The sequence below is a fragment of the Actinomadura pelletieri DSM 43383 genome (assembly GCF_003634705.1).
Classification (GTDB): domain Bacteria; phylum Actinomycetota; class Actinomycetes; order Streptosporangiales; family Streptosporangiaceae; genus Spirillospora; species Spirillospora pelletieri.
In genome coordinates this window covers 922,832-935,227 of the sequence record NZ_RBWU01000001.1, presented here as the reverse complement: position 1 = coordinate 935,227, position 12,396 = coordinate 922,832, and the positions used below count along the sequence as shown (strand labels likewise).

Annotated in this window: 11 protein-coding genes and 1 pseudogene; 5 read left to right on the top strand and 7 right to left on the bottom strand. The window is 71.5% G+C overall.

Annotated features, from left to right (window positions below; all coding sequences use genetic code 11):
• Window positions 1-19: 19 nt before the first annotated feature.
• Window positions 20-2,272 (top strand): hypothetical protein, encoded by a 2,253-nt coding sequence (locus BZB76_RS35680; protein WP_246006744.1) that lies wholly within the window; start codon window positions 20-22, stop codon window positions 2,270-2,272.
• A 559-nt stretch (window positions 2,273-2,831) separates the two neighbouring features.
• On the opposite strand, the pseudogene mptB reads toward BZB76_RS35680, so the two are convergent.
• The 3 genes and pseudogenes from mptB to BZB76_RS04250 all read right to left on the bottom strand — a co-directional run.
• Window positions 2,832-3,500: pseudogene (gene mptB, locus BZB76_RS36820) on the bottom strand (polyprenol phosphomannose-dependent alpha 1,6 mannosyltransferase MptB); the annotation flags it as partial.
• A 155-nt stretch (window positions 3,501-3,655) separates the two neighbouring features.
• Window positions 3,656-4,408 carry a glycosyltransferase family 2 protein gene (locus tag BZB76_RS04255; RefSeq protein WP_121432938.1) on the bottom strand — a complete coding sequence of 251 codons (753 nt, stop codon included), beginning with the start codon at window positions 4,406-4,408 and terminating at the stop codon, window positions 3,656-3,658.
• A gap of 148 nt (window positions 4,409-4,556) precedes the next feature.
• Complete coding sequence (locus BZB76_RS04250; protein WP_211342816.1) at window positions 4,557-4,892, bottom strand: STAS domain-containing protein; 336 nt, start codon at window positions 4,890-4,892, stop codon at window positions 4,557-4,559.
• 241 nt (window positions 4,893-5,133) lie between these two features.
• On the opposite strand from BZB76_RS04250, the gene BZB76_RS04245 reads away from it, so the two are divergent.
• Window positions 5,134-5,493 carry a hypothetical protein gene (locus BZB76_RS04245; protein ID WP_121432936.1) on the top strand — a complete coding sequence of 120 codons (360 nt, stop codon included), beginning with the start codon at window positions 5,134-5,136 and terminating at the stop codon, window positions 5,491-5,493.
• 160 nt (window positions 5,494-5,653) lie between these two features.
• Here BZB76_RS04245 and BZB76_RS04240 read toward each other — a convergent pair whose 3' ends face one another.
• Together BZB76_RS04240 and BZB76_RS04235 are read right to left on the bottom strand one after the other, a co-directional pair.
• Window positions 5,654-6,769 carry a sensor histidine kinase gene (locus BZB76_RS04240; RefSeq protein WP_121432935.1) on the bottom strand — a complete coding sequence of 372 codons (1,116 nt, stop codon included), beginning with the start codon at window positions 6,767-6,769 and terminating at the stop codon, window positions 5,654-5,656.
• Window positions 6,766-7,461: a response regulator transcription factor gene (locus BZB76_RS04235; RefSeq protein WP_121432934.1), complete on the bottom strand. Its 696-nt coding sequence runs from the start codon at window positions 7,459-7,461 to the stop codon at window positions 6,766-6,768. The genes BZB76_RS04240 and BZB76_RS04235 overlap by 4 nt, the downstream gene beginning before the upstream one ends.
• Window positions 7,462-7,600: 139 nt before the next feature.
• On the opposite strand from BZB76_RS04235, the gene BZB76_RS04230 reads away from it, so the two are divergent.
• Together BZB76_RS04230 and BZB76_RS34585 are read left to right on the top strand one after the other, a co-directional pair.
• Window positions 7,601-8,236 carry a hypothetical protein gene (locus BZB76_RS04230; RefSeq protein ID WP_121432933.1) on the top strand — a complete coding sequence of 212 codons (636 nt, stop codon included), beginning with the start codon at window positions 7,601-7,603 and terminating at the stop codon, window positions 8,234-8,236.
• Window positions 8,237-8,298: 62 nt separating this feature from the next.
• Window positions 8,299-8,469: a hypothetical protein gene (locus BZB76_RS34585; RefSeq protein WP_170180500.1), complete on the top strand. Its 171-nt coding sequence runs from the start codon at window positions 8,299-8,301 to the stop codon at window positions 8,467-8,469.
• Here the strand turns inward: BZB76_RS34585 and BZB76_RS04225 are convergent.
• Window positions 8,466-9,344, bottom strand: a complete 879-nt coding sequence (locus BZB76_RS04225; RefSeq protein ID WP_121432932.1) for an endonuclease/exonuclease/phosphatase family protein — start codon at window positions 9,342-9,344, stop codon at window positions 8,466-8,468. The two genes, BZB76_RS34585 and BZB76_RS04225, sit on opposite strands and share 4 nt — an antisense overlap.
• 93 nt (window positions 9,345-9,437) lie before the next feature.
• Entirely contained in the window at window positions 9,438-10,655 is a 1,218-nt protein-coding gene (locus BZB76_RS04220; protein WP_121432931.1) for an MFS transporter, read from the bottom strand.
• A 55-nt stretch (window positions 10,656-10,710) separates the two neighbouring features.
• On the opposite strand from BZB76_RS04220, the gene BZB76_RS04215 reads away from it, so the two are divergent.
• Window positions 10,711-11,937 carry an arginine deiminase gene (locus BZB76_RS04215; protein ID WP_121432930.1) on the top strand — a complete coding sequence of 409 codons (1,227 nt, stop codon included), beginning with the start codon at window positions 10,711-10,713 and terminating at the stop codon, window positions 11,935-11,937.
• Window positions 11,938-12,396: the final 459 nt, after the last annotated feature.

Here is a 12,396-nt window from a genome sequence, read left to right as displayed (position 1 = left end):
CTCTTGTACCCTGAGCGCCATGACTTCGCGGGGGGCCAGGATCGGTGCGTTTCTCGCCATCTTGGGCACTTCGCTCATAACGCTGCTGATCGCGCCGTCGGGCCAGGCCCGGGCCGAGACGTCGGCCCCGACCACCGGGCGGGTCGTGGTCGTCGGGGTTCCCGGGTTGATGTGGAGCGACATCGACCGGACGACGACACCCGCGCTGTGGAAGCTGACGAAGGACGGCTCCGCCGCGGCCCTCAGCGTCCGGACGACACGGACCAACACCTGCCCGACGGACGGCTGGCTGACGCTGTCCTCCGGGCAGCGGTCCCGGCTCCAGCACGCGAACTGCGCGCTGCCCGCCGCGCCGATCCTGCCGGGCGAGCGCTCCCCCACCGGTCCGCCGCCGCAGGAGGGCGCGATCGCGCCCGGCTGGCCCGCGATGAAGAGCGACAACGCCGACACCAACTACCACGCCCGCATCGGCCTGCTCGGCGACGCGGTGAAGGCGGCGGGCGGTTGCACGATGGCGGTCGGGCCCGGCGCGGTGTTCGGTGTCGGAGACGGCGGCGGGCGCGTCGACCGCTACGTCGCGACCCCCGACCGGGCGACCACCGCCGACTGGACGCGCTGCGCCCTCACCGCCGTGGACGTGGACGACCTGTTCCGCGCCTACATCACCGTGGGCGTTGACGCGAAGGGCGAGCAGATCCTGCTGTCGCCGCGCAAGCGGGCCGCCGCCGCTGCCGCCGCGGACCGCCGGGTCGCGCAGGTCATGGCCGCCGTGCCGAACGGGACGACGGTCCTGCTCGCCGGGCTGTCGGACGTCGGCCCCGACCCGCATCTGAGGGTCGCGCTCGCGATGAGCAAGACCGCCGACGGCGCCCGCCGGTACGGGCCCGGGTACATGACGTCCAGCGCCACCCGCCAGGACGGTCTCGTCACGCTCACCGACCTCACCGCGACGACGCTGAACCTGCTGGGGCTTAAGCAGCCGGAGGCGGCCGTCGGGTCGGTGTGGCGGCCGCAGCCGTCGGAGGCGTCGACGCAGGAGCGGGTCGAGGCGCTGGAGGACGAGAACGTCGCCGCGCAGGCGATCCGCAGCGTCCAGACGTCCTTCTACTGGGTGCTGTTCGCGGCACAGCTCGTCCTGTACGGGATCGCGGCGCTGGCGTTGCGGCGGCTCGGCGACGACCGCAGTTCCCGGGCGCGGATCCTCGGCGGCACCCGGGTGATCGCGTTGCTCGGCGGCGCGGCGCCCGGCGCGTCCTTCCTCGCCGGGCTGCTGCCGTGGTGGCGGGCGGGCAACGCGACGCCCATCCTGATCTGCACGGTGCTGGGGTTCGCCGGGCTGCTGACGGGCCTGGCGCTGGCCGGGCCGTGGCGGCGTTCGGCGTTCGCGCCCGGCCTGGTGATCACCCTGGTGACGGCGGTGGTCCTCGCGGTGGACGTGATGACCGGGTCGACCCTCCAGATGAACACGCTGATGGGGTACACGGCCCTCGTCGCGGGACGGTTCTACGGCTTCGGCAACCAGGCGTTCTCGCTGTTCGCCGTCGCGGCGATCCTGACGGCGGCGTGGCTGACGGAGTATCCGCTGCGCGCGGGACGCAGAAGGCTCGCGCTCGGCATCGTCGTGGCGATCGGCGCGTTCGCGGTCGCGGTGGACGGTCTTCCGGCGTGGGGCAGCGACTTCGGTGGCGTGCTGGCGATGGTCCCCGCGTTCGCGGTGCTCGCCCTGATGGTCACGGGGCAGCGGGTGTCGCCGCTGCGGCTCGGGCTGTTCTGCGTGGCCGGGGCGGTCCTGGTGATGTTCATCTCGTACCTGAACTCCAGAAGCGACAACCCGACGCATCTCGGCCGGTTCTGGCTGGACGTCGTGGACGGCGACGCGTGGGGCGTCATCGCCCGCAAGTTCGACGCCATGCTGAACAGCGTCGGGTACTGGCATCTGACCCTGCCGCTCGCCGCCGCGATCGCGTTCCTGTTCTTCGTGCTGGCGCGGCCGACGCGGTGGCGGGTGTCGCTGTTGCAGCGGGCCTACGAGCACAGCGTGACGATGCGTCCGGCGCTGCTGTGCGCGCTGACGGTCGGTGTCATCGGCACTCTGGTGAACGACTCCGGCACGGTGATCCTGTCGGTGTCGTTCAGCCTGGCGACTCCGCTGATGCTCGCCGCGGGTGTCCGGGCGCTCGAGATCGACCTGTGGAACGAAGACTCTGAACCACCAGCGCCACGAGAATCAGGAGAAGGGTCCAGGGAACCACGGTCGGCCGAACAACGGTGAACAGCCATGACAGGTCGTCCGGCAGTCTGATGCGGGCGGGCGCGCGGGCCGGGAGGTAGGCGAGGCTCAGGGCCGTGGTGTGGGCGAGCAGGATCCAGTCGACCCGCGTCCAGGGCAGCAGGGCCAGCACCGCCCAGCCGAACCCGTCGTACCACGGCAGCGCGTAGGGGGCGGCGAGGAGCCAGGCGAGGATGAACGCGGCCGCGACCCGCCGGTTCTCCTCGTCCCGGGACGCCGGCTCGTCCGGTCGGACGGTTCCGTTCCCGCCGTGCGCGGGCAGGACGCGGACCAGCAGCGCGAACAGCACCAGCCCGAGCAACAGGGCGCCGGTCTTGATGACGGTGCGCTGCGAGCCGCGGCCGAGGAGTTCGTCGAGGAGATGCCAGGGCGTGGCGAACGAGACCATGTCGCTCGCCTCCCGCACCCGGTCGAGGGCGTGCGGCCCGGCGAGCGCGTAGGCGATCACCGTGACGGCTCCGGCACCGCCGAACAGCGCGGCGAGCCCGCCGACCGACCGCCATCGACGCTCGGTCCACGCCTCGCGGAGCAGCGTCCACGCGGGCCCGCCGCCGACGAGCGCGGCCGGCACCTTGATCGCCGCACCGGCTCCGGCGAGGGCGCCCGCGGCGAGCGCCCGTGCCCAGCCGGGGTGGACGCGTCCGCCGAACACGGCGAGCGCCGCGACCATCGGGGCGACCGCGATGACGTCGTTGTGCGCGCCCGCGACCAGGTGGAACAGCACCAGCGGGTTGCACGTCCACAGCAGCGCGGTGCGGAGTCGCCGTTCCTCGTTCTTGGACGTCCGGTAGAGGATCAGCGCCGTGACCGCGAACGCGAGCGTGTTGACGACGGACAGGACGAACACGGTCAGCCGCACGGATCCGCTGCCGATCCACGCGGCGAACGCCTGCTCGCCCGTCGCGATCGGCCCGTACACCGACGGTGTGGTGCGCCACTCCTCGGGCGCCCCGGCGACCGGGTCCTGCGGGAGGTCGACGGCGCGGGTGGCGTACGGGTTGTGGCCGGTCGCCGCCATCCGCCCGTAGGAGGCGTAGTTGAGATGGTCGGTGGACCCGACCGGTGGCATCGCCATGAACGCGACCGCCGCCAGCAGCCCAGCGATCACCAGGGGCCGCGCCGCGATACGCCAGCCTTTCCGGACGGCGACGAAGCACAGCGCGAGCCCGGCCGAGCCCGCCGCGACGCCCGCGACGACGAGCCCGATCACCAGGTAGGGCGACGGGTCGACGTGCAGCGAGAAAGGCGGCTCGCCGGAACGTCCCTCCAGCACGGGCTGGAACACCGACGGGCCGAGAAGCGCGGTGACGAAGAAACACGCCAGGCTGAGCCCGATACAGCACAGCCCGACCCTTCCGAGTCGGGTCACCGGCCGCTGCCGCGCGGGCCGTCGATACGGCGGGTCGCCCGCCCGGTCAGCCGGGCCGCCGCGGGGTCGCGGACGGCGAGCGCTCGCGCGACGTCCCGGAACTGCCGGGCACGATGCACTTGGGAGCGCCAGTCGGTGCCGGTGGCGCGGTGCGCGAGCGGCACCTCGACCTCCGTCACGCGGAAGCCCTGGCGGAGCAGGTCGATGGTGAGCGCGGTCTCGACGCCGAACCCGGCGGCGAGGGGAAGCGCGGCGTCGAACGCGGCGCGGGTCAGGCAGCGCTGCCCGTTGAGCGGCGCGGTGGCCTCCCAGCCGGTGGCGCGGCGGATGCCGTCGCGGGACAGCCGGACGACGAACCCGTGCCCGCCGAGTTTCACGGTGGTGGTGAACACGGCGATCGTCATGTCGGCGTCGCCGGCCCGGACGGGTTCGGTGAGCGGTGCCGCGTCCCGGGCGGTCTCGGCGAGGTCCGCGTCGAGGAACAGCAGGTGGCGGGGTTGTTCGCGGCCGTCGTCGAGAAGCCGGACGGCCTCGGCGCCGGTCTCCATCGCGGCGCCCTTGCCGCGGTTGCGGCTGTGCCGGACGACCCGGGCCCCGGCCTCGCGGGCGACACGTCCGGTGCCGTCGGACGAGCCGTCGTCGACGACGACGACGAGGTCGGCGCCGGGAAGGTCGGAGGCGGCCTTGACCGTGGCCGCGATGCGGTCGGCTTCGTCCTTGGCCGGGATGATCACCGCTACGTCCTGCATATCGGCGATCGTAGTCCGCGGCGGTGGTGCGGCGGGCCGGTGCGGCATGGATCGATCGATCCCGTCACCCGCGCGCATGGGCGACGTCCCCCGGTGTTCACCCCGGGGGGCACTGGTCGGCGGAAGGGTCGGTGGTTTCGGCGGAGGGTCAGCCCGCGTCCAGGGCGGGCACGGCGTCGTTCACGGTGAAGACGGTGTCGAGCCCGGTGACCTGCAGGATGCGCCGCACGGCCGGACGCGGGGCGGCGAGGTCGAGCGAGCCGCCCTGCTCCTTGAGTCGCTTCATGGCGGCGAGCAGCACGTTCATGCCGGTCGAGTCGCAGAACTCGACGCCGCTGAGATCGACCGTGATGCGGTCGATCTTCTCGCGCAGCAGCCCCGCGAGGGCCGCCTGCAGCCTGGGCGCGGTGTAGAGGTCGAGCTCACCGGTCGCCGTGACGACGGCGTGACCCTCCTGAGACGCGGTCGAAACGTTTAGCTCCACGTCCGGAACACTATCTCGGGATCGGCCCATGGGCCAGACGGTTCGCCAAGTCCCCGGTGGCGCGGGCGTGTCGTGGCGCGGGCAGTCCCGTACGCTTTGAGAACTACGCTCGGTAATGTACCGGTTTCACCGTTGAGCCCATGCCGGCACGCGCCCGGGACGATCTCAGCGGTTCCCCTCTCGCGGAGCCCGAGATTAGGAGAGGCTGAGCACGTGCAACAGCGGAGGTGGTGTGCCGCACATGGAGGCTGACCCGAGAGAGACCCGGCTGCGCGAACGTCTGGAGCTGATTCGCGCGCGTTCGGCGAAGTCCAGTTCGTGGCGGACGTCCACCCGGTATCTGGGCCGTCTGGTGAACCGGAACGGCTTCGTCCCGATCAAGACGCAACTGTCCCGTGAAGACCTCGCGTTCCTCTCCGGTGCCCGCGAGGAGGTCCTCACGTTCGCCGACCTCGGCGTCCGGCTGCTCGACCTGCACCGTCCGCAGGAGGCCGGGGGCATCTCCAGCGACCCCGGCAACCCCATCCGGCGGTGCCGCGCCTGCATGTCCCGGTGGCCCTGCCCCACGTTCCGCGCCATGGCCGAGACCCTCGACCCCTGACGATCCCGCGGCCCGGTTCAGACGGCCGGTTCGGACGGACGGTTCGGACCGACGGCTCGGACCGACGGCTCGGACCGACGGCTCGGACCGACGGCTCGGACCGACGGCTCGGACGGACGGTTCGGACGGACGGCTCAGACGGACGGCTCGGACGGACGGCTCAGACGGTCAGCGGCAGGCGGACCTCGAACCGGCAGCCGGGCCCGTCGTTGGCGACACCGATCTCGCCCGCGTGCGCCTCGACGATCCCGCGCGCGATGGCGAGACCGAGGCCCGCGCCACCGCCCGGCGTCCGGGCCGCCTCGCCGCGGAACGCGACGTCGAACACGCGCGGCAGGTCGTCCTCGGGGATGCCGCCGCAGGCGTCCGCCACCGTCACCCGCGCCTCGCCGCCCCGAACCTCACCGATGATCTCGACGGCGCCGTCGCTCGGCGTGTGCCTGATCGCGTTGACGACCAGGTTGCGGAGCGCGCGGCCGAGTTCGCCGCTGTCGACGTCGACGGGCAGGCCCGCCCGGACGTCGCCGTGCAGCCGGACGCCCTTCGCGCGAGCCAGCGCCTCCGTGCCCGCGACGGCGTCGGCGACCAGGTCCGCGAGACCGACGCGCCGCCGCGACAGCCGCAGCGCCCCGGCGTGGATGCGGGACAGTTCGAACAGGTCGTCCACCATCTCGGTGAGCCGCTCCACCTCCACCCGGATACGGCCGTGGTACCGCTGGACGGTGCCGTGGTCGGCGACGACCTCGTCCTCCAACGCCTCCGCCATCGCCCGCAGCCCCGCCAGCGGCGTGCGCAGGTCGTGGCTCACCCAGGCGACCAACTCCCGGCGGCTCGCCTCCAGGGCCTGCTCGCGTGCGTGGGACGCGGCGAGCCGGTCATAGGCCGCCGCCAACTCGTCGGACAGCTCCGCCAACTCGGCGGGCAGCGGCACGGACGGCGCCCGGAAACGATCAGCCCGGACCGCCTCGACCAGCGTCCGGTTCGCGGCCACGAGACGCCGTCCGAGCAGGACCGACACCGCCATCCCGACCAGGCCCGCCGACACCACCACCGCGAGGACCACCGAACGGTCATGGTCGTTCAGCAGCATCAGGAACGAGATCACCAGAATCCCGGAGATCGTCGCCAGCACGGTCGCCCCGCACACCACGACCAGTTGCGTGGCGACCGACCGGCTCCGCAGCGCGAACAGGACACCGAGCGCGACCGCGGCGACGACGGACGCGGCGAGGGCCGCGTAGAACACGACGAGAAGAAGGTCCGGAAGCGGGATCATGAGGCGTCCCCGCCGCCCGCTCCGGTGGGCTCGTACCGGTAGCCGACGCCCCAGACGGTGACGATGCGGCGCGGCGCGGTCGGATCGTCCTCGATCTTCTCGCGGAGCCGCCGGACGTGGACGGTGACGGTGGACGAGTCACCGAACGTCCAGCCCCACACCCGTTCGAGCAACTGCTCCCGTGTGAACGCCTGCCGGGGGTGACGGATCAGGAACGCCAGCAGGTCGAACTCCCGGGACGTGAGCGACAGCAGCTCACCGCGCGACTCCACCTCGTGGGCGCTGACGTCAACGACGAGATCACCGTCGCGCAGCGGACCCGCGGGCCCGGTCGGGCTGAGCGCGCCCCTCGCCCGCCGCAGCACCGACCGGACCCGCAACGCCAACTCACGCGGACTGAACGGCTTCGTCACATAGTCGTCGGCGCCGGTCTCCAGTCCGACGAGCCGGTCGGTCTCCGTGCCGAGCGCCGTCAGCATCACGATCGGGACGGTGGAGGTCTCGCGGAGCCGTCGGCACACCTCCAGGCCGTCCATTCCGGGCAGCATCAGGTCGAGGACGACGAGGTCCGGCGGATCGTCCACGGCCGCGCGCAGCGCCGCCGGTCCGTCCGCGACACAGGCCACCTCGTGTCCGTCGCGGGCCAGGTAGCGGGCCACGACGTCCGCGACCGTCGGGTCGTCGTCGACCACCCAAAACGCGGCCGGGAGGGGTCACCGAGTTCACGACATCACGTTACGGCGATGGGAGGCCGGTTCACCTCGCCCGTCATCACCTCGTAAGACATGAGTACGACATGCGAGCAACGAAGATCGCCGGTTTAATGGCCCGATGGCTCGCTCCCGTACCAACACCCCCCTGGCCGGAGTCCTCGCGCTCGTATTCGTCGGCGGCGCGGTCGCCACCGTCATCGGCGTGATCATGACGGTCGTCGGCCTGTACGAGACGACCCTGCTGGTGGGTTTCCGGCACTCGACCGCCTACTACGCGATCCAGTGCCTCATCGTCGGCGTCATCACGGCGGCGGGAATCATGCTCACCCGCCCGCGCGGGCCGGTCGCGCCGATCTTCGCGGCGGTCAGCGCGTACTTCGCCCTGTACGTCGCCACCCGGACGGGCCTGCTCATCTACATGTTCTACCGGGGCTCGGTGCCGACCGACTTCATCGTCGAGGCGCTGAAGCCACGCTTCTACGGCTGGGACCTGCTGGCGCCCCTCGCCGCCGCGGCGGTCGGCGGCCTGCGCGTCCTGATGGTCGCGGGCGCCTCAACACCCGGGCCACAGCCCTTCACCCCGCCCGGCCAACCCTTCACACCGCCCGGTCAGCCCTTCGCCGCGCCCGGCGCACAGCCTCCCGTCCCCGGCCCGCCGATGCCGCCCCCGCCCTACCAGCCGCCTCCCGCCCCAGGTCAGGGTGCGACCCCGGGGTGGTCTCAGGGTGGCCCTCCGCCGAACGTCGGGGGCTGAGCCGGGAAGGGTCGTCCCGCAGAGTGATGACCTTCGCGGGACGAGCGCATACGGTGGTGCCCATGGGTAAGACGATTCTGACCGTCCTCGGTGTCATCCTCGCGGTGTGGCTCGCGATGACCGTCATCGGCGCGGTCCTGTCGATGCTGAAGCTCTTCTTCTTCGTCGGATTCATCGCCGTCCTGGTGGTCCTCGCCGTGACGGTCGTGTCCAAGATGTCGAAGAGCCACTAGCGATAACGAACCACGGCCGACAGCGGCCGGTGGTCGGACGTCTTCACGCGCTCCGTGGGAACGCTGCACGACACCGCCGCCGACCTGCTGATGAACAGGTAGTCGGTCTTCGCCACCGCGGCGCCCGTCCAGTCCTGGCGGGTGCCCGCCCCGGACCGGGACGTCCCGGACTGGTCGCACTCGGCGTACGACCGGTACAGCGGGTCGAGGGGCGAACTGTCCGGTGTGTCGCCGAGGTCGCCGCCGAACAGCACCCGGCCGCCGCCCGCGAGTTCGGCGAGCGCGGCGGCCTGCTTACGGCGCGTCTCGGCGCTCCCCGTCTCAAGCCGAGTGACGCACACCCGGGTCGCCCACGACGGCACCTCCCCGCACAACGCGATCTGCGCCCGTCCGGGCAGGTTGGTGGACCGCGGCTCGACGAGCGGCGCCTCGGTGGCGATCGCGACTCCCCGGCGGCCCTCTCCGTTCGAGCATGAGGGGCCCTTGGACGGCGCGGCGAACGCCCACGTCCAGGAGGACAGCCACGAGACCTTCTTGAACGCGCTCACGTGCCCTTCGCAGACCTCCTGCAGTAGGACGGCGTTCGGCGTGACCTCGCGTCCGCCGACCTCCGTCGTCCGCATCCGCTCGGCGACCTCCTTGGTGAGCCGGTCGGGAGCGGCGCCGAGCGGGCAGTCGGGCTCGGCGTCCCCGCACACGTTCCACGTCATCGCCTTGATCGTGACGGCCTTGGGGCTGGTCACCGCGCCGTCGGCGAGCGCGGATCCACCTCCGCCCGGCAGGCCCTCGATGCTGGCACCGGTGGCGGCCGCGGTGACGACCGCGGCGGCGGCACAGATCGAGAGAAGGGGGATCAGGGCGCGGGGAGATCGCACGCATTCTCCAAAAGAGGGGGTCAACCGGGGACGATGTCGAAATCCCACCACATCAAGATCGCCCTCGCCAGTGATTCGCCCCCGAAGCCCGCCTCACTCTCCCGATTCCACGCGAACACCCGCCTCCAGCACGTCAGCCGCGGGCACACGCAGGAGCAGCAGCCCGACAAGCGCCCCGCCCACCTGGAACGCCGCGATCGCCAGCACCAACCCGACCGCCCCGATCGCGTCGGCGGAAGCGGCGGTCAACGCGGCCCCGACCGCCGAAGCACCGATCTTGAGGCTTCCCGCGGTCGTGTTGACCTGACCGAGCCGGTCGGGCGGGGCCTCGCGCTGCCGGAGCATCAGCGTCGCGGCGAACACCGGCCCCTCAAAGACACCCGCCGCGACGAACGCGACCGTCGCCCACGTCAGCGACGGAACCACCGCCAAGGAAGCGAGCGAGGCACCGAACGCGACAAGCCCCACGAGCATGACGGGTTCGGCATGCCGGGGCTTCAACCACCTACTGGACGCCAGCGACCCGATCAGTGAGCCGACCGCCAGCGCGACGAGAAGGCGCCCGCCCGCGCTCGGCGCAGCGCCGATGTGCTCGGCGAGCAGCACCGCCATCACCGCGACTCCGCCGAAGCCCGTCCACGCGAGCGTCGTCGCCGCGGTCAACGCCCGCAGCACCCGTCCCTCGACGAGAACCATCAGCCCACCCGTGATCATCGACGTCATCCCGGCCCCACGACCGCCGTCCACGTCCACCCCGGGAAAAGGCAACAACGGAAGCGTCAGCAGCCCGAGGACCCCCACCGCCACCACGGCTGTCCCGGCGTACTGACCGCCCGCCACGGCGGCGAGCCCCGCGGCGAAGCCGGGCCCCGCGATCGCGGCCACGTTGTAGCTGGACGCCTCCAGCCCATAGGCACGCGCAAGCCTGTTCTCGGGGACGAACCGCGGCAGCAGGCTGGTCAACGCCACCACGATCGGCTCGGTACAGCCGATCACCGCGGCGACGAGCAGCGCGAGGACCAGCGGCGACCGTCCGGCCGTGGCCAGCAACAGCCCGGTCGCGACGACATACCCGGCGGCCAGTGCCACGGCGATTCCGCGCGGACGTCCCACCCGGTCCAGCGCGTTTCCGATCAGGGGGCCGCTCAGCACGTAGGGGAGCGTCATCGCGGTCTGGAGGTAACCGGCGGTTGCGGCGTCCCCCGTCCGCGCCTCGACGGTCAGGACCAACGCCGTCGCGACACCCTCGGCCGACACCCTCAACAACGTCGCCGATCCGAGATGAAACGGCAGCGCAGCCGATTTGATCATTTTCGCATGGTGGCACAGAGATTTCCGTGAAGATCCACGGCCTACACTGCGAGGGATGAGGGAGTATCGGGTCACCAGCGAGGTGGGACGGCTCCGTACCGTCCTTCTGCACCGTCCCGGCGCCGAACTGAAGCGGCTGACCCCGCGCAACAGCGACAAGTTGCTGTTCGACGCGATCCCGTGGGTGGGCCGGGCGCAGGAGGAGCACGACGCCTTCGCGGAGGCCCTGCGATCACACGACGTGGAGGTCCTCTACGTCACCGAACTCCTCCAGGACGCCCTGGAGTACGAGTCGGCACGCGACCAGGCCATCGCCGACGCCACCGCCGACCTCCGCCTCGGCGACCAACTCCGCCGCGTCGTCGAGGCCTACCTGCGCGACCTCGACCCCGAGAACCTCGCCCACACACTCATCGCGGGTCTGGCGCACGAGGAACTGAAGGCGGGCCACGGTCTCGTCTACCGCCTCATGGACCGCCTGGACTTCATCATCGACCCCCTGCCCGGCCTGCTGTTCACCCGCGACAACAGCACCTGGATCGGCGACCGGGTGGCGGTGACGAGCCTGGCGATGGAGGCCCGCCGCCGCGAGTCCGCGCTCACGGGCCTGATCTACGCCCACCATCCGCGGTTCGCCGACGTCCTCCCCGTGTACACGCCGTCCCTCGAACACCTCGAAGGCGGGGACATCCTCCTCCTCGGCCCCGGCGTCCTCGCCGTCGGCACCGGCGAACGCACGACCCCCGCGGGCGTCGAACGCCTGGCCCGCCAGGTGATCGGCGCGGGCCTCGCCCACACCGTCCTCGCCGTCCCGATCGCCCAGGAACGCGCCACCATGCACCTGGACACGATCTGCACCATGGTCGACGTCGACACCGTCGTCATGTACCCGCCCGTGGCGCACTCCCTGACCGCCTACAAGGTCACCCTCACCAACGGCGACCTCAGCATCGCCGAACCCCGCCCCTTCCTCCAGGCGGCCGCCGACGCCATGGGCCTGGACCGCCTCAAACTGATCGACACCGGCCTCGACCCCGTCACCGCCGAACGCGAACAGTGGGACGACGGCAACAACACCCTCGCCGTCGCCCCCCGCCTCTGCGTGGCCTACGAACGCAACATGGAAACAAACGCCCAACTAGAGGCATCCGGCATAGAGGTCATCCGAATAGCAGGCAGCGAACTAGGCACCGGCCGCGGCGGCCCCCGCTGCATGTCCTGCCCGCTGTATCGATTGGAAGTTCACTCCTCCGTCGGCCCTGACGGGCCTCCATCGTCGTGAACTGTGTTTGTTGGCAGTGCACTCCTCCTTCGGCCCTAGCGGGCCTCCATCGTCGTGAACTGCGGGCGATCGCTGGCATCGCTCCGACTCGCCTAACGGCTCGCTGCGCGATCAGGTTCTCGCTTCGCTCGAACCTGCCTTCGGACGCGATCGCAATGGCCCAGGTTGTCGCGGGGTTGCGGAGGCGGGCCGAGGTCGCTGACCAAAACGCGCCAACTCGCCACCACGCTCACGTCCTACGACAGGCAAGGCCACAAAGAGTCGATCCACCCCGCCATCGGCCGCAAAGCGGCCGATAGACGAAATAAGCGATGCGGACCGCCAACAGCAACCCACCGGACGCACCAACCCCGGCCACCACAGCAACCCAACAACAACCTCAGGGTCTGCGATCGCGTCCGAAGGCAGGTTCGAGCCTGCGAGAACCTGATCGCGCAGCGAGTCGGAGCGATGCCAGCG

What these genes read in the sequence shown, in the direction of transcription:
- BZB76_RS35680 (WP_246006744.1), top strand. Translation starts at nt 20, where the DNA reads ATGACTTCGCGGGGGGCCAGGATCGGTGCGTTTCTCGCCATCTTGGGC.
- BZB76_RS04255 (WP_121432938.1), bottom strand. Translation starts at nt 4,408, where the DNA reads ATGCAGGACGTAGCGGTGATCATCCCGGCCAAGGACGAAGCCGACCGC.
- BZB76_RS04245 (WP_121432936.1), top strand. Translation starts at nt 5,134, where the DNA reads ATGGAGGCTGACCCGAGAGAGACCCGGCTGCGCGAACGTCTGGAGCTG.
- BZB76_RS04240 (WP_121432935.1), bottom strand. Translation starts at nt 6,769, where the DNA reads ATGATCCCGCTTCCGGACCTTCTTCTCGTCGTGTTCTACGCGGCCCTC.
- BZB76_RS04230 (WP_121432933.1), top strand. Translation starts at nt 7,601, where the DNA reads ATGGCTCGCTCCCGTACCAACACCCCCCTGGCCGGAGTCCTCGCGCTC.
- BZB76_RS34585 (WP_170180500.1), top strand. Translation starts at nt 8,299, where the DNA reads ATGGGTAAGACGATTCTGACCGTCCTCGGTGTCATCCTCGCGGTGTGG.
- BZB76_RS04220 (WP_121432931.1), bottom strand. Translation starts at nt 10,655, where the DNA reads ATGATCAAATCGGCTGCGCTGCCGTTTCATCTCGGATCGGCGACGTTG.
- BZB76_RS04215 (WP_121432930.1), top strand. Translation starts at nt 10,711, where the DNA reads ATGAGGGAGTATCGGGTCACCAGCGAGGTGGGACGGCTCCGTACCGTC.